Here is a 19,838-nt window from a genome sequence, read left to right as displayed (position 1 = left end):
TGTTATAAAGTTTCATTTCCATCCCCCTGGCCTCCCGATGAAGACTCCCACGCTGGTGGCCGCGCTCGCGGCCGCCCCGTTCGCCCCTGAAGCATTCGCCCAGTCCGCCGACGCCGCGCTCACCCTGGGCAAGGTCGATGTGCACCAGCACAGCGAGGGGCAGCTGAGCGCACACCAGGTGCTGACCTCGGTGGACGTGCTGGGCGCGGACCAGATCGAAAACCGCAACGTGTCGCACAGCTGGGAACTGCTCGGGCAGATGCCCGGCATCCAGCTGACCGAAACCCGGCAGGGCGCCGAGTCGGGCAAGGTCAGCTTCCGCGCCTTCAACGGCGAGGGCTACCTCAATGCCATCAAGACGCTGATCGACGGCATCCCCAGCAACGTCAACAGCGGCAACCAGCGCTTCATCGACATGCTGTTCCCGCTGGAAATCAGCTACATCGAAGTGGTGCGCGGTACCAACGATCCGCGCTACGGCCTGCACAACATCGGCGGCAACGTGAACTTCGGCACGCGCCAAGGCGGCACCTACACCGACGGGCGACTGGCCTATGGCAGCTACAACACCCGCGATGTGCAGCTGGCGGTGGGCCGCGAAGCCGACGGCTTCGCGCAGAACTACTTCGTCGGTACCCAGGCCAGCGATGGTTACCGCGACCACGACACCTCGAAGAAATACGCGCTGGGCGGCAAGTGGTTCTTCGGCTCGCTGGACGAAGGGATGCGCGTAGGCCTGACGGCGCGCGCTTATCACCATGAAGCCGACGAACCCGGTTTCATGACCGCGGAAGAGCTGGATGCGGGCCGCCGCCGCAGCGACCTGCGCAACGCCAATGACGGCGATGACCGCGACATGCGCCAGTTCGCCGCGCACCTGGACATGAAGCTGTCCGACGCGGTGACCTTCGGCACGCGGCTGTACTACAACCGCTATGAAGACGACCGCCGGGTGACCTTCAGTGACCTGCCCAGCGGTAACCTGCCGCGCCAGCGTCGTGTCTGGGACGAGCGCCAGACGGGCCTGCTCGGCACGCTCACCTGGCAGGCCAGCCCCATGCTTACCGTGGAAGGCGGGCTGAACTACGAGCAGCAGGACAACGGCTACCGTCGCGAGCGCTACGCCTACGCCGAGCCCACCGATTTCAGCCAGGCACCGGCACGCATGCAGAACAACGACCGCCACAGCTTCGACAACTGGGGCGCTTACGTGCAGGCGATCTACCAGCCAGCAGACGCATGGAAGATCGTGCCGGCCTACCGCGTGGACCGTTTCAGCGGCCACACCCGGCTGATGAGCGGCGCCACCGGCCGCCTGCAGGACTACGGCAGCATCGGCCAGCCCAAGCTGAGTGTCATCCACAGTCTGGGTGAGCACACCCACGTCTACGCCAACTGGGGCCGTACCTTCCAGGTGCTGACCGGTTCCACCGCGCCGGCCTACCTCATCCCGGGGCAGGCACCGATGCAGCCTTCCACCAACACCGGCATGGAGCTGGGCCTGAAATTCCAGCCCTTCGCCGGCAGCCAGGCCCGGCTGGCGGTATGGCAGCAGGACGCGGAAAACGAAGTGTCCAACATGCCGGCCACCGGCACCACGGTCACGCTGGGCAAGACCCGCCGCCGCGGCGTGGATGCGCAGATCAGCGCGCAGCTCGGTGACGCGTGGACGCTGTGGGCTTCGCATGCCTATCAGGAGGCGAAGATCACCCGCGACGACCGCGCCGCCGGCGTGACCCTGCAGGGACGCGAAGTGGCCGCCACCCCGCGTCACATCAGCAACCTCGGCCTGGACTACCAGGCCAGCGATGCCCTGCAGCTGGGCCTGCAGGCACGCGCGCAGGGCGATTACTACCTGGAAGAGCGCAACGTCACCGGCACGTTCGGCGGCTTCGCCGTGCTCGACCTCAGCGCGAAGTACCAGATCACCCCGGCCTGGAGCGTGGACCTGCAGCTGAAGAACGTGACCGGCCGCGAGTATGCCTACGCGTGGTACGACAGCTTCTTCTGGGACAGCGCCCGCCCGATGTTCTCGCCCGCCCCGGGCCGCGCGGTCTTCGTTGGGCTCAACATGAAGCTGTAACCGCAAAGCCGGTAGTGGTCGAGCTTGCTCGACCTGCAGGGGTCAGAGCCCTTTCCGCGAGGAAAGGGCTCTGACCCCACACCCACGTTTTGCACTACATTGGTGCAATGTCCGACCCCGCGCCCCCGCCGTCCCTCGATGCCCTCGGCACGCCGCTGGCCTGGGCCGGGCCCGATGGCCGCATCGCCGGCTGCAACCCGGCCTTCGCGCGCTGGCTGGGCGTCAGCGGCCGGCGCCTGCTCGGCCAGCCGTTGGCCGCGCTGGAAGTGCAGGGCGAGGCGCTGGCCCATTTCCTGGCCCGCGATGAGCGCGACAGCCTGCGCCTGAACCGGCTGGCGTTGGCGCTGCCGGGCGAAGCCGCGCGGTTTGCCGAAGGCTGGATGAGCCGCCGCGACGATGGCGGCTGGCTGCTGGAGGCGCATCCGGTCGATGAGTTCCCCGGGCTCGACCCGACCCAGGCCCTGCCCAGCGCGCTCAGCGCAGCGCTGAAGGGCCTGGCGCACGAACTGCGCAATCCGCTGGCCGGGTTGAAGGGCGCCGCACAGCTGCTGGCCCGCCGCGCGGCGCAGCGCGATGCCAGCGAACGCGAACTGATCGACCTGATCGGCTCGGAGATCGAGCGGCTCAATGGCCTGCTGGAGCAGCTGCTGTCGCCGGCACCCGCCGCGCCACATGCGGCGCTGAACATCCACGCCGCCTTGGAGCGGGTGCTGCGCCTGGCCGAGAACGAGGCCGGCTGGGCGGTGCGCCTGCAGCGCGACTACGACCCCAGCATCCCCGAATTCGATGGCGACGCCGACCGCCTCACCCAGGCGGTATGGAACCTGGTGCGCAATGCCATCCAGGCCGGTGCCGGCAACATCACCCTGCGCACCCGCGTTGAACACGGCGTGCGCATCGCCGAGCAGCTGCACACCCTGGCGTTGCGGCTGGAAATCGCCGACGACGGCCGCGGCGTGCCCGAAGAACTGGCCGAACACCTGTTCCTGCCCCTGGTCAGTGGTCGCGCCGAAGGCACCGGCCTGGGCCTGGCGCTGGCCCAGCAGGTCGCGCGCGAGCATCGCGGCACGCTGACCTACCGGTCGCGTCCGGGCCATACCGTATTCACCCTGCTGCTGCCGATCGGCAACGGCACCGCCGCCGCCGAGGAGGCCCCGCGCGATGTCTGAGTCTTCCGCGTCCCCGCCATGCATCTGGGTGGTCGACGATGACCGCGCCGTGCGCTTCGTGCTGTGTACCGCGCTGCGCGAGGCCGGCTACCAGGTGGTCGACTTCGACAGCGCCGCCCCCGCACTGCAGGCGCTGGCTGACAGCCCGCCGCCTGCGCTGCTGTTCACCGACGTGCGCATGCCCGGCGACGATGGCCTGGTGCTGCTGGACAAGCTGAAGGCCGCGCTGCCGCAGCTGCCGGTGGTGGTGATGTCGGCCTACACCGACGTCGCCAGTACCGCCGGTGCGTTCCGCGGCGGTGCGCACGAGTTCCTGTCCAAGCCGTTCGATCTGGACGACGCGGTGGCACTGGCCCAGCGCGTACTGCCTGCGGTGCCGCCGGCCATGGCCGCGCCGACGCCCGCCGCAGAAGCCGCCAGCGACCAGCCGCCGCAACTGGTGGGCGATACGCCACCGATGCGCGCGCTGTTCCGCGCCATCGGCCGCCTCGCGCAGGCGCCATTGGCGGTGCTGATCATCGGCGAAACCGGTACCGGCAAGGAGCTGGTGGCCAATGCGCTGCACCGCGAATCACCGCGTGCGCAGCATCCGTTCGTCGCGCTGAACACCGCCGCCATTCCCGCCGAGCTGCTGGAAAGCGAGCTGTTCGGTCATGAAGCGGGTGCGTTCACCGGCGCGCAGCGGCGCCACATCGGCCGCTTCGAGCAGGCCAACGGCGGCACCCTGTTCCTCGATGAAATCGGCGACATGCCGTTGCCGTTGCAGACGCGCCTGCTGCGCGTGCTCGCCCAGGGCGAATTCTTCCGCGTGGGTGGACGCGAACTGATCCGCGTCGACGTGCGCGTGGTCGCCGCCACCCACCAGGATCTGGAAGGGCTGGTCGCGCAGGGAAAATTCCGAGCCGACCTGCTGCACCGCCTGGACGTGGTGCGCTTGCAGCTGCCGCCGCTGCGCGAGCGCCGCGAGGACATCGCGCAACTGGCCACCACCTTCCTGGCCGCTGCCGCGCGCAGGCTCGATACGCCGCCCAAGCGGCTGACTGCCGCCGCCCTGCAGGCGCTGCGCGAGCACGACTGGCCGGGCAATGTCCGCGAACTGGAAAACGTATGCTGGCGCATGGCCGCACTGGCTGCCGCCGATACCATTGGCGTGGCCGATGTCGATACCGCGCTCAACCGCGCCCGCAGCCGGCGCAGCAGCACGGCCGCCGGTGACCCGGGCCAATGGGAAGCGCTGCTGTCCGAATGGGCACGCCGGCAGCTGGCCGAGGGCACCGAGGGCCTGCACGCGCAGGTGCGCGAACGGGTCGACCACGCCCTGTTGGAGGCCGCCCTGCAGATCACCCACGGTCGTCGCGCCGAAGCCGCCGCGCGCTTGGGCCTCGGCCGCAATACGCTTACCCGCAAGCTGGGCGCCGGTCGCCGCCGCGGCGGCCATTGAACGATGCCTGCACGCGATCCTCGCACCCGCTTGCCGAACTGTTGATCCTCCATGGACGATGCCGTCCGTAGTGTTACCTGCAAGGAGTCCTCGATGCGTTTGTCCTTCGCCCTTCTGCCGCTGTCCGCTGCCGTGCTCCTGTCTGCCTGTGGCAGCGCACCGAAGAAGCCGCAGCCCACACCGCCGCCGGTGGTCACCACGCCCGTGGCCCAGCTGGCCGAAGCCAACCTGGCGCCAGCCTCGGCCAGCATCGTCAGCGGCCGCCTGGTGCTGAAGACCGAAAGCGGCGGGGTGCACTTGACCGGCCTGGTCGGCGGCCTGCAGCCGATGCAGCAGGCCGGCTTCCACATCCACGAGCGCGGCGACTGCAGCGCGGTGGACGCCAGCAGCGCCGGCAACCACTTCAATCCCGCCGGTGTCGCGCACGGTCGTGCCGGCAGCGGCAAGCACCACCTCGGTGACATCGACAACCTGCAGGCCGACGCGCAGGGCCGTGCCAACATCGATGTGCATCTGAAGGGCGTTACCCTGGGCGGAGGCGCCGCCACGGATATCGCCGGGCGTGCACTGGTCGTGCATGCCCGGGCCGACGACTATCGCAGCCAGCCCGCCGGCAATGCCGGCGTCCGCATCGCCTGCGGCGTGATCCGGGTAACCCGCTGATCACACCACCGGCATTACCCAAGGAGAGTTTCCATGCGTCTGATCCACACCTCGCTGTTCGCGGCCATCGCTGCACTGGGCCTTGCCGCCTGCAACCAGCAGCCGGCAGCACCGGCAGCTGAAGCCCCGGCCACCACCCCGGCCGAAGGCTCTGCAGCACCGGCCGATCCGGCCACTGCACCGGCTACCGCAGCGGCCCCGGCAGCCGATGCCTCGGCCACTGCCGAACTGGCACCGACCCAGGGCAATGAAACCAAGGGCTCGATCACCTTCAAGCTGGTCGACGGCAAGGTGCACGCGTCCGGCCAGATCAGTGGCCTGAAGCCGGGCAGCGAGCACGGCTTCCACATCCACGAGAAGGGTGACTGCAGCGCGCCCGACGGCATGAGCGCCGGCGGCCACTTCAATCCGGGCAAGCAGGACCACGGCAACGTGGCCACCGATCCGCACCACGGTGGCGACATGCCCAACATCAAGGCCGACGACAAGGGCGTAGCCACCATCGACGGCCCGGTGTCGAGCAACGTCAACATCGGCAAGGGTGATGATTTCGACATCATCGGCCGCGGCCTGATCGTCCACGCCGACGCGGACGACTACAAGACCCAGCCGACCGGCAACGCCGGTGCGCGACTGGCGTGCGCGGTAATCAAGAAGGCCCCGTAAGAAAACGAAAACGCCGGCGCAAGCCGGCGTTTTTCGGTTGCGCCGCCGGGCATGGCCCGGCGCTACCGTATTGCGTGGGTAGCGCCGGGCCATGCCCGGCGGCATTACCTGGACGTCAGCGCGCCAGCAGCTCGCGTGCGTCCTGGCCGGCTTCGCAATGCACGAACAGCACCGGCACACCGTGCGCTTCCAGCACCGCGGCCATCTGCCGCTGGCGCATCAGGAACTGCTCGTAGATGCCCTGCAGGCGCTCGCAGTCGCCCTTGCCGTGGTTGTAATGCGCGCACCAGCCGGCCGGGTCGAACAGCGCCATGCGCGCTTCGCCCTGCGTATAGCGCAGCAGCGGCTCGGGCGCGTCACTCAGCCACTCGTCCTGGCCCGGGGCCATGATCGCGGTTTCAATCAGCGGCCACAGCGCGGCCAGGCCCTGGTTGTCGTACTGCATCGACATCATCGCGGCCAGGTCGTTCACGGTGAAATAGCGTGCGTGCTCCACGCGCGCACCGAACGTGTTCTGCGCCATCAGCGCGGTATCGGCATGGGCCATGCCATTGGCCAGCAGCACCTCTTCCAGCGCATCGGCCACGGCTGTCGTGGTGGCCACGTCGGTACCGGTCAGCAGGAACGGCACCACCCGCAGGCCACCGCCAACCAGGCTTGCGTCGGCCTGGAAAGGCAGCGGCACATCACCGCTGGCATCGGCGCCGAAGGCCAGCACGCGCGGGCCCTGGTTGCTACCGGGCGCGCGCATCTGCAGTTCTTCCAGGCGGCGATGGACCGGCCAGCCGGGGCGAAGCACTTCGGCCGGATCGAAATGGGCGGCGGCGAACACCAGGTCCAGCTCGGCCACCTGTGGCACCAGCTTGGACAGGTCACGGCCGACGCGTTCGGCCAGTTCACCGGCCTGTTCAGCGCTGAGCACCGCCTGGCGGGGGATTTCGCCGCCGGCCAGTTCCAGGGCCAGCACGCCAAGGGCATTCATCGCAGGGTCGGGTTTGCTCATGGTTCCACGGTTGGCCCATCACAGGGCGGCAGCTACACTTGGCCCCATTATGCCTGCTCTGTCGTGCAGGCCATGTTGCAGACACCCTCATCCATGCCAGGTATCTCCATGCCCAACGCTCGTCCCGTCGCCATCCTCGGTGGCGTCCGCATTCCGTTCTGCCGGCAGAACACCGCGTATTCGGATGTCGGCAACCTCGGCATGTCGGTGCGTACGCTGGGAGCGCTGGTCGAGCGCTTCGGCCTGCACGGCCAGCAGCTGGGCGAAGTGGCGATGGGTGCGGTCATCAAGCACTCCAGCGACTGGAACCTGGGCCGCGAAGCCACGCTGTCCTCGGGCCTGTCGCCGTTGACCCCCGGCATCACCCTGCAGCGCGCCTGCGGCACCTCGCTGGACAGCATCATCACCGTTGCCAACAAGATCGCCCTGGGCCAGATCGAGTCCGGTATCGGCGGTGGTTCGGACACCACCTCCGACGTGCCGATCGTGTACGGCAAGAAGCTGCGTGCGCGTCTGCTGGCGGCCAACCGTGCCAAGAGCACCGGCGACAAGATCCGCGCACTGACCTCCGGCTTCAAGTTGGCCGAGCTCAAGCCGGAGTTTCCCGGCGTGGCCGAGCCACGTACCGGCAAGAGCATGGGCGACCACTGCGAGGACATGGCCAAGGAGTGGAACATCTCGCGCGACTCGCAGGACGCGTGGGCGGTGTCCTCGCACAAGAAGCTGGCCGCAGCCTATGAGCGCGGCTTCTTCAATGACCTGATCGCACCGTTCCGCGGCGTCGAGCGCGACAACATCCTGCGTGCCGACACCTCGCTGGAGAAGCTGGCCACGCTGAAGCCGGCCTTCGACAAGGTATCCGGCCGTGGCACCCTGACCGCAGCCAATTCCACCCCGCTGACCGATGGCGCCGCCGCCGTGCTGCTGGCCAGCGAAGAGTGGGCACGCGCGCATGGCCACGAGCCGCAGGCCTACCTGCGCGACGCACACGTGTCGGCCGTCGATTTCGTGCACGGCGAAGGCCTGTTGATGGCACCGACCGTGGCCGTGCCGGAGATGCTCAAGCGCAACGGCCTGACCCTGCAGGACTTCGATATCTACGAGATCCACGAAGCCTTCGCCGCACAGGTGCTGTGCACCCTGCGTGCGTGGGAGAGCGAGGATTACTGCCGCAACCGCCTCGGCCTGGATGCGCCGATGGGCCGCATCGACCCGGACAAGATCAACCTGCTGGGTTCGTCGCTGGCCACCGGCCACCCGTTCGCCGCCACCGGTGCACGCGTGATCGCCACGGCGGCCAAGCAGCTGGCCGAGCGCGGCGGTGGCCGTGCGCTGGTGTCGATCTGCACCGCCGGCGGCATGGGCGTGGTGGCGATCGTCGAACGTTGAACGCCACGGTAGTGCCGGCCGCTGGCCGGCAGCGTTGGAATTGAAAACGCCGCCCGATGGGCGGCGTTTTCGTTGATTGCATCCTCCGGTGGGTACCGAAATTGCATCCTCAGGTGGGTGCCGACCGTTGGTCGGCACACCTTCAGCCAGGGTCACGGCATCCGCGGGTTGCCGAACGCGTCGCGCTCTTCATTGGCGTCGTACACCGGCGGCAGCGGTGCAATCGACTGCTCCTCGACGGTCGCATGCAGCGGCGGGTCAACCACCGCTGCCGGTGCACGCACCAGCGCCACGCTGTCTTCGCCACGCTGCAGGCGCAGCGCGTTGGCCAGGCACTGCGCGGCCAGCACGTGTTCGCCACGTTGCGCGAAGGCTTCGCCCAGCGCTTCCCACGCAGGGGCACCGGCACCCGCGGCGATGGCTTCATGCAGGAACGCATCGGCCGCGTCCCACTGTTGCTGCGCCAGCGCGATGCGGCCCTGGGCCAGGCGCAGGGCCGCCGAGTCGTCATGCACGTTGCGCCAGCGCTGCAGGTTGGCCTGGCGCGTGGCCAGACGTTCGGCCGGCAGACGGCCATACACGGCCACCAGTTCGTCATCCCAGCGGTGGTCCAGCGCCTGCTCAAGCGCCAGCAGTGCCGGTTCGTCCCAGTCCAGTGCAACTGCACGGGTGGCGTAGGCGGCAACCACGTCCGGGGTCGGTCGCAGCGCCTTCGGCGTGGCTTCCCACTGCGCAGCCAGGGCGTTGACGTCGCCCGCTTCCAGCAGTGCCTGCGCGGCCAGGCGTGCTTCCAGCTCGCTGCTGGCCTCGGCCGGCAGCACCTTGGTCTGACGCAGCGCGCCCAGCTGGCCGTAAGCCTCGTGCGCGCGGCCAGCACGTGCCAGCGCTTCGGTACGCAGCCACAGGCCACGCGGCGGCAGCGGCTGGATCGCTGCCACATCCAATGCTTTGATCGCATCCACCGGCAGATCGTTGGCCAACAGCTGCTCGGCACGCAGCAGTGCCTGCAAGGTCGCATCGCTTTCGCCCAAGCGCTGCAGCAGCGCCTCGGCAGCGGGGGCATCGGCCCGCACCTGCGCGCTGCGCACGGCATTGGCCAGGGCAACCCCACTAACTTCCGGATCCTTGGCGGCGCCATCCAGCAGCTTCTCGGCGCGCTGCCACTGGCCATGCTCATAGGCCAGCAGACCATCGATCAGACGCACTCGGCCCTGCTTGCGGCGGTAGCGGCCCCAGGCACGGAACGGCGCGGCGATCAGGCTCCACAGCAGCCACAGCACCAGCACGCCGATCACCGACAGCAGCGCTACCTTCGGCAGGTTGCTGTGGTAGTCGTAGCCGCCATAGCGCAGGGTCACTTCGCCGTAGCGGTTCAGGTCATCGGTGCCGAGCCATTGCGCGGCAACGACGCCAATGGCCACTGCCAGCAACAGCACGACCAGTGATTGCAGGGGTTTCATACGGGCTTACCTCCGGTCGGTCTGGGTACGCAGTTGTTGCAGGGTGCTGCCAAGCACGGTGTCATCGGCCTGCAATGGCAGCGAGCGCAGGGCATGGAGTTCAGCACGTTGCGCGCGCAGGTCCGGTGAATCCGGCCAGCGCCGCTGCGCCCAGAGATCGATTCTGTTCAGCGCGGCATCGCGGCCTTTGCCGTCGCCCCGCTCGATCGCTGCACGGGCCAGGGTCAGTTCCAGCTGCAGCGCCGTATCGATGGTGGCGCGCTCGGCCGACGTCAGCGGGCCGTTCAGGCGGCTCGGGGTGATATCCACGAAGGGCGCCAGCGCGGCCTGCCACCACGGTTTTGCGGTGTTGTTGGCCGGCGTCTGCGCGATCTGCGAAGGCAGGCCCTGCAGGGCCTTGCCCAGCGCGTCCAGGCGTTGCAGTGACAGCACGCGCGGGCCAGCGCCCAGCGCATCCAGCGCGTTGCGTTCCTGCACCAGTGCCTGGCGCAGGTTCAGGCCGTCGCTGTCGGGCAGATCGGCCAATGCGGTGGCGGCCAGCGCATACAGTCGGCGTGAGCCTTCCACGTCATCGGCAAAGGCCAGCCGCTGTGCGGCCTGGGTCAGCAGCAGTTCGGCCTCATCGCGCTGCACGGCCTGGCGGCCCTGGTTGGCGCTGTCGGCCAGCTTGGCCAGGTTTTCTTCCAGCAGGGCACTGCGTTGCGACAGGCCCAGCACTTCGTCGCGCAGCACCCGGTTGGTGGTGGCCGCATCCTGCAAGCGCTGGCTGGCAGCACGCTGGTCGCGGCGCAGGGCCTCGACCGTAGCCTCCAGCCCCTTCAGCTGCACGGCGGTGGTCTGCGCCTGCGCCAGCTGGTCGCTCTGCTGCTTCTGCCAATAGTGGTAGCCGGCATAGCCGCCCGCGCCCAGCACCGCCAGCACGGCAAGCGGCAGCAGCCAGCGCATGGGGCGATGGGGCGATGGGGCGGGCGGCAGAGTGTCGTTCATCGGGCTTCCTTGTCGGCGGCAATGCCGGAACAGATCCGGCAGGCAGCGTTGTGCACAGCATCACTGTTGCCGACGACACCGGCAAGCCGCTGCCGGGTGCCTGTTCAGGTCGCTGCCGGGCCGGTGAGCGCAGTGTGTGCAGCGGCCATCAACTGAACGCTGGTAGGGCCCTCGCTGCGCACCACCCGGGTCAGCCCCAGGGCCTGCGCCTGTGCGCCCAGCCGATCGCTGGCCACCAGCGCGATCGCGTTTGCCCGCAGCCGCTGCTGCCAGTGCCCAGGCAGCTGCTGCCAGAAACGCTGCAATGCCTCGCCACTGCTGATGGCCAGCAGCCAAGGCGTCGGAGAACGGGCCAAACGCGCCAGCATGCGCCGTGACAAGCGCAGCGGCAGCCGTCGGTAGACATCGGCGCGGGTGATCTGTGCGCCCGCTGCCTGCAACTCAGCGGCAATCAGGCCCCGGCCTCCCGGTGCGGTCACCAGCCCGATCTGCATGCCACGCACATCGCCCAGCACCGGCATCGCCAGCAGGCCCTCGCTGTCCATCCGCTGGGGCGCATGGACGTCAGCGACGCCATGGGCCAGCAGGGCACGCGCGGTGCCTTCGCCCACCGTCAGCCACGGAGTGCGCTGCGCCGTCGCCAGCGGTAGCAGGCTGGCCGCTGCGGCCACGGCTGCCGGGCTGGTGAACACCACCCGATCGCTGGTCAGCGCCCGTTGCAGTTGCTGGCGCGCGGCGCTGCCCTGCAGACGCTGCAGCCGCCAGGGCGAAAGCGCGACGGTACGGCCTCCCAGCCCTGCTGCGGCGTGGCGCAGCGCCGCCTGCTGGCCCTGCGGGCGCAGCGAGATCAGGGTCCAGCCAGTGGGTATCGTATGGTTGGCCATTACCGTCATTATGCGGGCCCTTCGTTGTCGTGGTTGCTGCTGATGGCTGTTGATGCCCTGACCTCTTCGCTGGCTGCCCTGCAGGACGTGCTGGACTGCATGCCGGCGGTCCGCGCGATGCAGATCCGCCTGGATGGCTATGCCGACGGCGTGCTGCGCATCACCGCGCCGCTGGTGGCCAACGTAAACGACAAGGGCAATGCGTTCGGTGGCAGCCTGGCCTCGGTGCTGACCCTGTCCGGCTGGGCGCTGGTCAGCCTGCGCCTGCGCCTGGCTGGCCACGACGCCGAGGTCTACGTGGCCGACAGCAACCTGCGCTACCTGGCACCGGTCTATGAAGACCTGCACGCCCATGCCGAAGCGGCCGGAAGCGGCGCCTGGGAGACCTTCCTGGCCACCTTCCGCCAGCGCGGCAAGGCCCGCATCAGCATTGTCGCCACCCAGCCCGGTGCCGACGGCAAGGCCGCGGCTGAATTCAGCGGTCGCTTCGTTGCCTTCGCCAAAGGGTAGGATGGCAGGCTGACGCCCTGCGGAACCCACCGATGCGCCGCCTCATCCAGATCCTCCTGTGTTCCCTGCTGCTGCTCAGCGCCGCCGCCGGCGCCGCTGCCGACGACCTCAGCCGCAAGCAGCGCAAGCTGCTGGAAGAGACCCAGATCGCCTACGGTGCCACCATCCGCTGGGGCAGCATGGACGACGCCATCGCCTATCTGGACCCGCGGCTGCGCAAGTCCAAGCCGCCGACCGAGTTCGAGCTCAACCGCTATGCGCAGCTGCGCGTGTCGTCCTACCGCGAGCGCAGCAGCGCATCGCTGGACGGCGGCCAGGTCGAGCGCCGGGTCGAAATCGGGGTGATCAACCAGAACACCCAGGCCGAGCGCACCGTGGTGGTGACCGAGCGCTGGCGCTGGGATCCGGAAGCCAAGCGCTGGTGGCAGAGTGCGGGCCTGCCGGACCTCTGGCAGGGGCAGTGACGGGGCGCGTCCGGCTTGTGCGACAATCGGCGCCCGCTTAATCGACCCGTGACCTGAGTGAATTACGAAGAGTTGCTGGCCTTCGCAGGCCGAAACCCGATGCTGTCCGCGGCCCTGGTCGGCCTGACCGTGGCCCTCATCGTCACCGAAATCCGCCGCCTGTTCCGGGGCTTCAAGGGCATCAAGCCCGCCGAACTGACCCAGCTGATCAACGCCGGCGGCACGGTGGTGGTTGATCTGTCGCCCAGCGCTGATTTCGAAAAGGGCCACATCGCCGGCAGCCGCAGTGCCCAGGCCAGCGCGTTCGGCCCCGAGCACAAGCTGGTGGCCAACGCCAAGCAGGCCCCGGTGGTGCTGGTGTGCCGCAGCGGCAACGCGTCCGAGACCGCCGCCAAGGCGCTGAAGAAGGCCGGCTTCGAGAAGGTCTTCGTGCTCGACGGCGGCATCCCCGCGTGGCAGCAGGCAGAACTGCCGCTGGTCAAGGGCCGCAACTGATAGCAGGCGGTGGCGGATGTGGCCTTGTTTGCGCCCTCCGCCGCCCCCATCGCAGTAATTCGACCATCGTTTTCATTGCATTCACTGGAGTTACTGGAAATGTCCGAAGAGACCACCAACGGCGCTGTCGCGCCGGTCGATGCCGCCACCGGCCCCGCGTTCACCGTCGAGAAGATCTACGTCAAGGACGTTTCCTTCGAGTCGCCGAATGCCCCGTCGATCTTCAACGACCAGGTGCAGCCGGAACTGCAGCTCAACCTGAACCAGCAGGTCCAGCGTCTGGGCGAGAATGCCTTTGAAGTCGTGCTGGCCGTGACCCTGACCTGCCAGGCCGGCGAGCGCACCGCGTACGTGGCCGAAGTGAAGCAGGCGGGCGTGTTCGGCCTGGTCGGCCTGGACCCGCAGTCGATCGACGTGCTGCTCGGCACCCAGTGCCCGAACATCCTGTTCCCGTACGTGCGCCAGCTGGTCAGCGACCTGATCCAGGCCGGCGGCTTCCCGCCGTTCTTCCTGCAGCCGATCAACTTCGAAGGCCTGTACGCAGAAACCCTGCGCCAGCGCCAGGAGCAGGGCGACGCACCGTCGCTGGCTGACTCCGAGCCGGCCGGCAACGCCTGATCCCGGCCGCGACGTCACGGATGAGCACTACCGCTGACAAGGTTGCCGTACTCGGCGCCGGTTCCTGGGGAACCGCGCTGGCGACGCTGCTCGCCCGCCACGGTCGCCAGACCGTGCTGTGGGGGCGCGATGCCGCCGTGGTCGAGGCCATCGACCAGCGCCACGAGAATCCGCGTTACCTGCCGGGCATTCCGTTGCCGGAATCGCTGCGCGCCACCACCGACCTCGCGTCGGCGGTGGAAGGTGCCGCCTGGATCCTGGTGGTGACCCCGTCGCATGCATTCGGTGAAACCGTGCGCGCGCTGGCACCGCTGCGTCCGGCCGGTGCCGGTGTGGCCTGGGCCACCAAGGGCTTCGAGCCCGGCTCTGGCCGCTTCCTGCATGAAGTGGCGCGCGAAGTGCTGGGCGAGGACGTGCCGCTGGCCGTTGTCACCGGGCCGTCGTTCGCCAAGGAAGTCACCCTGGGCCTGCCGACCGCGATCACCGTGCACGGCGACGTGCCCGAGTTCGCGCAGACGGTGGCCGAGGCGATGCACGGTCCGGCGTTCCGCGCCTACACCGGCGACGACATGGTCGGTGCCGAGCTGGGCGGTGCGATGAAGAACGTGCTGGCCGTGGCCACCGGCGTGGCCGATGGCATGCAGCTGGGCCTGAACGCCCGTGCCGGCCTGATCACCCGTGGCCTCAACGAGATGCTGCGCCTGGCGGCAGCGATCGGCGCCAAGCCGGAAACGCTGATGGGCCTGGCGGGGCTGGGCGACCTGGTGCTGACCTGCACCGGTGACCTGTCGCGCAACCGCCGCCTGGGCCTGGCCCTGGGCCGCGGGCAGACGCTGCAGGACGCCATCCGCGAAATCGGCCAGGTGGTCGAGTCGGTGCAGACCGCCGACGAAGTGATGCGACAGGCGCGCCGTCATGGCATCGACCTGCCCATCTCCGACCGCGTGCGCGCCGTGCTGCATGGCGAGCAGACCCCGGAAGAAGGATTGCGTGCGCTGTTGGCACGCGAACAGAAGCCGGAATATCCGGACACGCTGTTCAAGTGAACCGAAAAACCCCGGCCCAGCGCCGGGGTTTTTTTTGTGCATGCGCGAAACCCATCCACGCATGGCGTGGATCTACCGTGGAACCCGTACCGCCCATCACCGCGACTGCGGCGGCGTGTTGGTGTTGTCCATGTCCGAAAAAATCATCCATGGCCCACCCGCCACGCGCTTCAACGTCAGCGTGAACTTCCCGGTATCGCCTGCGTTGTTGCCGTAGGTGTAGGCACCAATGATGTAACCGGTGGATTCCTCTGCGGCATAGGCCAGCGCACGCAGCCGCAACGGGCTGCTTCCCTGGCCGGCATACGCCGCCTCGATCGCCGCGCGCCCGCGCACGGGCGGCTGGTTGCTCTGCAGGATGAAACCATCCTCGGCGAACAATCCCGCCAACGCCTTCGCATCACCGGTGCGCCACGCCTGTTCGTAATCGCGCAGCACGCGATCCAGCGCGGCGGGCAGGGCCACATCGGCAAGGCGTGCGGCGGGCGAGGGTGCGGCGGGCTCCTGCGCAACAACAGGCCCGGTCAGCAACAGGCCACTGAGAAGAATCACGGCAAGTCTTGAATGGCACATACGTCTGCATCCTGGCGGTGATGGGAGGCGTGATTGCCAGAGTATCCACCTTGGCTGGCGGGTAGAATCACGCGGTCGCCGGCTGGGCGAATGGACACAGGACAGGGAATGACGTCTCGAATGATGGGAATGGCAGGGCTGGTCGCGTTGCTGGCCGCGTGCACGCAGGCACCGGCACAGGAAGCAGGCACCGCAGCTGCACCCGCCGCTACTGCTGCGCCGACGGAAGCCCCAGCCGCCACGGCCACGGTGGTCGAGAACGCGCCTTCCGTCGAAGACGGCGTGGACCCGTCGGTGTGGGACAACGAAGGCGAGCCGGAAGGTGAGACCCCCGGCGCCGAACTCACCTGCGCGGACAATCCGCTGGCGACTTATTTCTTCACCCTGGTCGGCGGCAACACCGTGGACGACTGCGGCCGCAAGGACCCGAAGGTGCTGGCCGCGTTCGACGCCCTGCTGAAGAACACTGCAGCGGCCGAATCGCCCGACAAGAACATCCCCTCGCTGCGCGAACGCCTGCTGAGCGGTCCCAGCGGGCCTGGCGAACTGATGGTGCTGCAGGGCGAGCCGTGGTGGCTCTACACCGCCTGTCAGGCGCACCAGTGCTCGACCACCGCGCTGGCGATGCTGTATTCGCCGACGCACTCGAAGATGGTCGGCCGCCTTACCACCCGCTGCAACGTGTGGTGGCTGGGCGAGCCGAACGCAGAGCAGCGTGCGCTGATCGAGCGCGAGCGGCCGGTGGACGAAGCGATGCTGAAGGAAGAAGGCGATTCCTGCGAATGATGGGCGGTAACGCCGGAAGATTCTCCGGCGTTACGCCTCAGGCCGCATCCGCGCGCTGACCTGCGCGGTCAGCGCCAGGCACGCCATCATCAAACCCTCCATCACCCGATCGCCCACGTATTCGTCGTCCGGTCCGTTCTGGCGGACGCGCTCGGCCGCCAGCAGCATTTCCAGCGCGATGCGCAGGCCCGCCAGTGCGCAGTCCGCATCGGCCAGCGCCATGCGGCGGCCGGGCATCTGATGACGCTCCGGCCACGGCTGGCCGTCGGCGGCTGCGCCGTTGCCGATACGCGTCAGCGTGGCGATGAAAGCTCTGGGATCGATCGCAGATGCTTGCTCTGATGACGCATCGCCAGCTGCGCGATAGGGATGGGGACGGGGGAATTCCGGTGCAGTCATGGCTGGGGCTCCGTGCAGGACAGACGGTAGCCGCCACACAAAGGTGGCGGGCGGAGACGTGGCTCGAAAACCGGGCGCTTGTTGAAGCCGGCAGGCACAGGGCCTCCACGCTCCGCCCGCCATAGCCGGCAGACGGATTGCCAGCCGGCGTCACGCGGGGTGACGCCGGCTGGCAAGCGTAATCAAACAAGCGCACGGGTCTTCGAGGCCCGGCCATCCTTTTTCGATGGCCCGTCATCTGTACCTCTATGGCTGCGCAACGCCAATCAGACAAATTGCATTCAACGCTTGATGCAAGACGCTTTCGGCATTCTCCCACGCTGTTAAGCCACCCCAGACGCCGATGGCGCAAGGGCCCTCAGCGATAGAGGAATATGCGACATGGGTCGTGATTGCCAGCGTAGTGGGCTGACACGTCAACGAGGCAATAACGACAGAACTCCGCGATGCGGCGATACAACGTGGTGCTAGTCGAGCTCTATGAGAAAGCGCGTGGCCATGGCAGATGGCACCACAGACGCCCCGACCCGCCTCAGTTCAACCAGCCCATAGCCTTCCATCATCCGAAGGGTACGAGAAAGGCTTGGAACCTTGCGCCCGCAGTGCTCGGACAGTTCGGTGAGCGACCTGGGTTGAAGTTCGCGCAGCAGTCGCAACAGCCGGCGGTTCTCATCGCTCAATACTGCGGCCAGGGAAGACAGGGTGGAGAAGGCTATCGCCCCCTCCGCAACCTGCGGCGGTGCCGATCTGTCCTTTCGTTCTCCGCCGATGACACAACGTCGGAAGGTACTTTGGACTGGCGAACGGCACGTATCGGAATCTGTCATCGGTGCGGGATTGCATTGGGACCGATAGATCATGTCTGGCCGAGCACGCGTTGGATTGAACAAACGGCGCATGGATGGCGCGCCTGGAGGTCTGTGTGCAGGTGCTGGACCGGGCGGCCGCAACGGAGAAGAATCCAGCAAGTATCATCGGAGCGTTCCACGAGCCAGACTTTGAGAAAAATGGAGCTGGCTCAAGGGCGTTTGGTGGATACAAGACGGATGCTCTGGAGACTGTAATCAACGTTCTTGGCTCAACGACGCGAGGCGTATATGACTATTGCCCTCAACCGAGTTGCAGAAACTAGATTCTTTGTATGTGTCGTGGCAGCTCTTGGGTCCGGGTGTATGGATTCGCCCACTTCATATCGTGTCGATGGTGCGAAGACCGACTTTTGCATTCCTGGCGATCTAGATGCGACGCCTTCCCGGCGGGGTCATCAGGAACCTGTGGCTGGCGGCTTTGCGCTGCATGGCTGTTACTCCACCCACAGCGAGGCTTGTATCGGCCCCGATAGCTTGATCTCGGTAGCGGTGGTAGCCAAATCGTACTTTCCCGGGAGAAGGTTTGGCGATCTTCCCCAAGGATCCCATCTGCGTACGAGCGCTATTGAAGGCTGGCAAGAAGCGAGGATGCTGGAGAAGGGATTGCTTGCCGTTCCCGACGGTGGCGACAAGAGCCACATTTTCGTATGGCGCTCGAGCGCACGTGGCGCCACACGCCCCATGGATGACGATGAGCTAATGGCATCCTGCGACACGTTGGGCAGTGTTTCCTGCAGTCGTGTGCTCCATGGGGAAGACTTTGGTGTCACTTATTCCTTCTTCACAGAGCAGGAAATTCCGGGCGACTTCGGTTCATTAGACAAGCAAGTCCTGAATGAGATTGAGCGGATGAGGTGTAGAAAATAGGACCCGGGCGCGGCAGGCGTGCCTGATGCCCGCCTTCCAGTTGGCGCCGACGCCGACGACGGGGCCCATGGCCGTCGAGATCGAAACACTCTTCAACCCTTGGAAATAGATCCATATCTGCTTCTGCCAAGTTCCGCCTCGGGTCGAAAGCGAGCTGTAAACACTGCTGGCCGATCTGCCCAGCCCGAAGTGCCCGCTTCCCTCGCATCAACCTAAACAGCGGTTCCATGGGATGATGCGGTGCCCACCGGACGACCGACCATGCAGAAGCTGACGGACCCCAATCTGCTGGACGATATCGCCGAGATTGGTCGAATCCAGGCCGTGCCGCGAATCCTGGAGACCGTCGCCCACATCACGGGCTCACGATTCACGGCTATTGCCCGCGTGACCCAGACAACCTGGACCGCGTGCGCCACATTCGACACCCTGGGGTTCGGGCTGGTTCCCGGTGGCCAACTGGTGCTTGAGACCACCATCTGTGACGAGATCAGGCAGTCGGCGACGTCAGTTGTATTTGCGCATGCAAGCGAGCACCCGGTCTACTCCCGGCATCACACGCCACGGATCTACGGGCTTGAGAGCTACGCGTCCGTTCCCATCCATCGGCCAGACGGCAGCTTCTTCGGCACGCTCTGCGCGATTGATTCGACACCGGCCAATTTCGACGTAGCCCACGTCCAACGCTCCATGGAGCTGCTGGCCGACCTGGTAGGAAGTTACCTCGACAAGGAAGATCGCCTTGAGCGAGCGGAAACGGCGCTCTCCGACGCGCATCGTGTCGCCGACCTGCGCGACCAGTTCATTGCCGTGCTGGGTCATGACCTGCGCAGTCCGCTGCAGGCCATCAGCATCGCCGCAGATTCGCTGGCAGGTGAGGCGGGCACTGAGCGTCAGCAACGGATGCTCGCGCACATCACTTCCGGCGTTGCCAGAATGGACGGACTGATCAACGACGTGCTTGATTTCGCCAGGGGGCGTCTGGGCGGCGGCATTCCCATCGCGCTGCAGCTGACAGGCACGCTGGAAGAAGACCTGAAGCGGGTTGTGGAGGAGGTGGCAATCGCCACCGGCCGCCAGGACATCAAGGTCCATATAATGGTAGAAGGCGGCGTGGTCTGCGACCCGAGCAGATTGGCGCAGCTCCTGGCCAATCTGCTCACCAATGCAGCGGTACACGGAGAGCGCTCGTCCCCGATTACGCTGACCGTTCACTCTGGGCCGGAAATGCTCGCGCTCGACGTACACAACGAGGGACACATTCCATCAGCGAGGTTGGACGCGATTTTCAGCCCATTCTCACGTGAGAAGAGTGAGCGTCCGCGGCCGGGTCTCGGCCTCGGCATCTACATTGCGTCGGAGATCGCGCGGTCCCATGGCGGCACGTTGGAGGTGGAGTCCAGTGCGGCCGCCGGCACCTTGTTCACGTTCAGGATGCGCAGGCTGGAGCTTCCGTAGCGGTCTGC

The 19,838-nt window shown here is 67.2% G+C and carries 21 protein-coding genes; 14 read left to right on the top strand and 7 right to left on the bottom strand.

Annotated features, from left to right (window positions below):
* The first annotated feature begins 37 nt into the window (after positions 1 to 37).
* From K5K93_RS12025 to K5K93_RS12005, 5 genes are all read left to right on the top strand, one after another.
* On the top strand, positions 38 to 2,083 hold the full coding sequence (locus K5K93_RS12025; protein ID WP_222387997.1) for a TonB-dependent receptor: 2,046 nt from the start codon (positions 38 to 40) through the stop codon (positions 2,081 to 2,083).
* 107 nt (positions 2,084 to 2,190) lie between these two features.
* Complete coding sequence (locus tag K5K93_RS12020) at positions 2,191 to 3,252, top strand: ATP-binding protein (protein WP_033832857.1); 1,062 nt, start codon at positions 2,191 to 2,193, stop codon at positions 3,250 to 3,252.
* On the top strand, positions 3,245 to 4,693 hold the full coding sequence (ntrC, locus tag K5K93_RS12015) for a nitrogen regulation protein NR(I) (protein WP_222387996.1): 1,449 nt from the start codon (positions 3,245 to 3,247) through the stop codon (positions 4,691 to 4,693). Before K5K93_RS12020 ends, ntrC begins: the two co-directional genes overlap by 8 nt.
* A 93-nt stretch (positions 4,694 to 4,786) precedes the next feature.
* The gene (locus tag K5K93_RS12010; RefSeq protein WP_025875951.1) at positions 4,787 to 5,356 is read left to right on the top strand and encodes a superoxide dismutase family protein; all 570 of its coding nucleotides are present in this window, start codon (positions 4,787 to 4,789) and stop codon (positions 5,354 to 5,356) included.
* 33 nt (positions 5,357 to 5,389) lie between these two features.
* Complete coding sequence (locus K5K93_RS12005; protein ID WP_208081703.1) at positions 5,390 to 6,022, top strand: superoxide dismutase family protein; 633 nt, start codon at positions 5,390 to 5,392, stop codon at positions 6,020 to 6,022.
* Positions 6,023 to 6,137: 115 nt separating this feature from the next.
* On the opposite strand, the gene K5K93_RS12000 is transcribed toward K5K93_RS12005, so the two are convergent.
* Positions 6,138 to 7,025, bottom strand: coding sequence for a hypothetical protein (locus K5K93_RS12000; RefSeq protein WP_222387995.1), 888 nt, complete (start codon positions 7,023 to 7,025; stop codon positions 6,138 to 6,140).
* Positions 7,026 to 7,118: 93 nt separating this feature from the next.
* Between K5K93_RS12000 and K5K93_RS11995 the strand changes: the two genes are divergently transcribed.
* Entirely contained in the window at positions 7,119 to 8,414 is a 1,296-nt protein-coding gene (locus K5K93_RS11995) for an acetyl-CoA C-acetyltransferase (protein WP_222387994.1), read from the top strand.
* 152 nt (positions 8,415 to 8,566) lie between these two features.
* Here K5K93_RS11995 and K5K93_RS11990 read toward each other — a convergent pair whose 3' ends face one another.
* The 3 genes from K5K93_RS11990 to K5K93_RS11980 form a co-directional block, all read right to left on the bottom strand.
* The gene (locus K5K93_RS11990) at positions 8,567 to 9,874 is read right to left on the bottom strand and encodes a heme biosynthesis HemY N-terminal domain-containing protein (protein WP_222387993.1); all 1,308 of its coding nucleotides are present in this window, start codon (positions 9,872 to 9,874) and stop codon (positions 8,567 to 8,569) included.
* Between the two features lie 6 nt (positions 9,875 to 9,880).
* Entirely contained in the window at positions 9,881 to 10,861 is a 981-nt protein-coding gene (locus K5K93_RS11985; RefSeq protein ID WP_059063155.1) for a uroporphyrinogen-III C-methyltransferase, read from the bottom strand.
* Positions 10,862 to 10,965: 104 nt separating this feature from the next.
* A complete protein-coding gene (locus tag K5K93_RS11980) occupies positions 10,966 to 11,754 on the bottom strand; it encodes a uroporphyrinogen-III synthase (RefSeq protein ID WP_222387992.1) in 789 nt (262 codons plus the stop codon).
* Between the two features lie 33 nt (positions 11,755 to 11,787).
* Between K5K93_RS11980 and K5K93_RS11975 the strand changes: the two genes are divergently transcribed.
* The 5 genes from K5K93_RS11975 (at position 11,788) to K5K93_RS11955 (ending at position 14,878) form a co-directional block, all read left to right on the top strand.
* Positions 11,788 to 12,255 (top strand): YiiD C-terminal domain-containing protein, encoded by a 468-nt coding sequence (locus tag K5K93_RS11975; RefSeq protein ID WP_032951885.1) that lies wholly within the window; start codon positions 11,788 to 11,790, stop codon positions 12,253 to 12,255.
* Positions 12,256 to 12,287: 32 nt separating this feature from the next.
* Positions 12,288 to 12,719: a hypothetical protein gene (locus K5K93_RS11970; RefSeq protein WP_222387991.1), complete on the top strand. Its 432-nt coding sequence runs from the start codon at positions 12,288 to 12,290 to the stop codon at positions 12,717 to 12,719.
* Positions 12,720 to 12,776: 57 nt separating this feature from the next.
* Positions 12,777 to 13,214 carry a rhodanese-like domain-containing protein gene (locus K5K93_RS11965; protein ID WP_025875933.1) on the top strand — a complete coding sequence of 146 codons (438 nt, stop codon included), beginning with the start codon at positions 12,777 to 12,779 and terminating at the stop codon, positions 13,212 to 13,214.
* Positions 13,215 to 13,313: 99 nt separating this feature from the next.
* On the top strand, positions 13,314 to 13,832 hold the full coding sequence (gene secB / locus K5K93_RS11960; RefSeq protein WP_025875931.1) for a protein-export chaperone SecB: 519 nt from the start codon (positions 13,314 to 13,316) through the stop codon (positions 13,830 to 13,832).
* Between the two features lie 20 nt (positions 13,833 to 13,852).
* Complete coding sequence (locus K5K93_RS11955) at positions 13,853 to 14,878, top strand: NAD(P)H-dependent glycerol-3-phosphate dehydrogenase (protein ID WP_032978039.1); 1,026 nt, start codon at positions 13,853 to 13,855, stop codon at positions 14,876 to 14,878.
* A gap of 96 nt (positions 14,879 to 14,974) precedes the next feature.
* On the opposite strand, the gene K5K93_RS11950 is transcribed toward K5K93_RS11955, so the two are convergent.
* Positions 14,975 to 15,430 (bottom strand): nuclear transport factor 2 family protein, encoded by a 456-nt coding sequence (locus tag K5K93_RS11950; protein ID WP_261311841.1) that lies wholly within the window; start codon positions 15,428 to 15,430, stop codon positions 14,975 to 14,977.
* 129 nt (positions 15,431 to 15,559) lie between these two features.
* On the opposite strand from K5K93_RS11950, the gene K5K93_RS11945 reads away from it, so the two are divergent.
* Positions 15,560 to 16,237, top strand: a complete 678-nt coding sequence (locus K5K93_RS11945; protein ID WP_222387989.1) for an Ivy family c-type lysozyme inhibitor — start codon at positions 15,560 to 15,562, stop codon at positions 16,235 to 16,237.
* 30 nt (positions 16,238 to 16,267) lie between these two features.
* Here the strand turns inward: K5K93_RS11945 and K5K93_RS11940 are convergent, their stop codons facing one another.
* Both K5K93_RS11940 and K5K93_RS20325 read right to left on the bottom strand, forming a co-directional pair.
* Positions 16,268 to 16,636, bottom strand: a complete 369-nt coding sequence (locus K5K93_RS11940; protein ID WP_099844613.1) for a hypothetical protein — start codon at positions 16,634 to 16,636, stop codon at positions 16,268 to 16,270.
* Between the two features lie 467 nt (positions 16,637 to 17,103).
* Complete coding sequence (locus K5K93_RS20325; protein WP_314819830.1) at positions 17,104 to 17,463, bottom strand: helix-turn-helix domain-containing protein; 360 nt, start codon at positions 17,461 to 17,463, stop codon at positions 17,104 to 17,106.
* A 270-nt stretch (positions 17,464 to 17,733) separates the two neighbouring features.
* On the opposite strand from K5K93_RS20325, the gene K5K93_RS11930 reads away from it, so the two are divergent.
* Complete coding sequence (locus K5K93_RS11930) at positions 17,734 to 18,372, top strand: hypothetical protein (RefSeq protein ID WP_222387987.1); 639 nt, start codon at positions 17,734 to 17,736, stop codon at positions 18,370 to 18,372.
* 261 nt (positions 18,373 to 18,633) lie between these two features.
* The gene (locus K5K93_RS11925; RefSeq protein WP_222387986.1) at positions 18,634 to 19,830 is read left to right on the top strand and encodes an ATP-binding protein; all 1,197 of its coding nucleotides are present in this window, start codon (positions 18,634 to 18,636) and stop codon (positions 19,828 to 19,830) included.
* Positions 19,831 to 19,838 lie beyond the last annotated feature (8 nt).

The sequence above is a fragment of the Stenotrophomonas sp. DR822 genome (assembly GCF_019793815.1).
In the GTDB taxonomy this organism is placed as follows: Bacteria; Pseudomonadota; Gammaproteobacteria; order Xanthomonadales; family Xanthomonadaceae; genus Stenotrophomonas; species Stenotrophomonas indicatrix.
This window is presented reverse-complemented; position numbering and strand designations above follow the sequence as displayed.

Bases quoted from the DNA above. Each gene is read 5' to 3' on its own strand.
- K5K93_RS11940 (WP_099844613.1), bottom strand. From the start codon at position 16,636: ATGACTGCACCGGAATTCCCCCGTCCCCATCCCTATCGCGCAGCTGGC.
- K5K93_RS20325 (WP_314819830.1), bottom strand. From the start codon at position 17,463: ATGACAGATTCCGATACGTGCCGTTCGCCAGTCCAAAGTACCTTCCGA.
- K5K93_RS12000 (WP_222387995.1), bottom strand. From the start codon at position 7,025: ATGAGCAAACCCGACCCTGCGATGAATGCCCTTGGCGTGCTGGCCCTG.
- K5K93_RS11955 (WP_032978039.1), top strand. From the start codon at position 13,853: ATGAGCACTACCGCTGACAAGGTTGCCGTACTCGGCGCCGGTTCCTGG.
- K5K93_RS11995 (WP_222387994.1), top strand. From the start codon at position 7,119: ATGCCAGGTATCTCCATGCCCAACGCTCGTCCCGTCGCCATCCTCGGT.
- K5K93_RS12005 (WP_208081703.1), top strand. From the start codon at position 5,390: ATGCGTCTGATCCACACCTCGCTGTTCGCGGCCATCGCTGCACTGGGC.
- K5K93_RS11985 (WP_059063155.1), bottom strand. From the start codon at position 10,861: ATGAACGACACTCTGCCGCCCGCCCCATCGCCCCATCGCCCCATGCGC.
- K5K93_RS12025 (WP_222387997.1), top strand. From the start codon at position 38: ATGAAGACTCCCACGCTGGTGGCCGCGCTCGCGGCCGCCCCGTTCGCC.
- K5K93_RS11980 (WP_222387992.1), bottom strand. From the start codon at position 11,754: ATGACGGTAATGGCCAACCATACGATACCCACTGGCTGGACCCTGATC.
- K5K93_RS11930 (WP_222387987.1), top strand. From the start codon at position 17,734: ATGACTATTGCCCTCAACCGAGTTGCAGAAACTAGATTCTTTGTATGT.
- ntrC (WP_222387996.1), top strand. From the start codon at position 3,245: ATGTCTGAGTCTTCCGCGTCCCCGCCATGCATCTGGGTGGTCGACGAT.
- K5K93_RS11990 (WP_222387993.1), bottom strand. From the start codon at position 9,874: ATGAAACCCCTGCAATCACTGGTCGTGCTGTTGCTGGCAGTGGCCATT.
- secB (WP_025875931.1), top strand. From the start codon at position 13,314: ATGTCCGAAGAGACCACCAACGGCGCTGTCGCGCCGGTCGATGCCGCC.
- K5K93_RS11945 (WP_222387989.1), top strand. From the start codon at position 15,560: ATGACGTCTCGAATGATGGGAATGGCAGGGCTGGTCGCGTTGCTGGCC.
- K5K93_RS11925 (WP_222387986.1), top strand. From the start codon at position 18,634: ATGCAGAAGCTGACGGACCCCAATCTGCTGGACGATATCGCCGAGATT.
- K5K93_RS12020 (WP_033832857.1), top strand. From the start codon at position 2,191: ATGTCCGACCCCGCGCCCCCGCCGTCCCTCGATGCCCTCGGCACGCCG.
- K5K93_RS11975 (WP_032951885.1), top strand. From the start codon at position 11,788: ATGGCTGTTGATGCCCTGACCTCTTCGCTGGCTGCCCTGCAGGACGTG.
- K5K93_RS12010 (WP_025875951.1), top strand. From the start codon at position 4,787: ATGCGTTTGTCCTTCGCCCTTCTGCCGCTGTCCGCTGCCGTGCTCCTG.
- K5K93_RS11970 (WP_222387991.1), top strand. From the start codon at position 12,288: ATGCGCCGCCTCATCCAGATCCTCCTGTGTTCCCTGCTGCTGCTCAGC.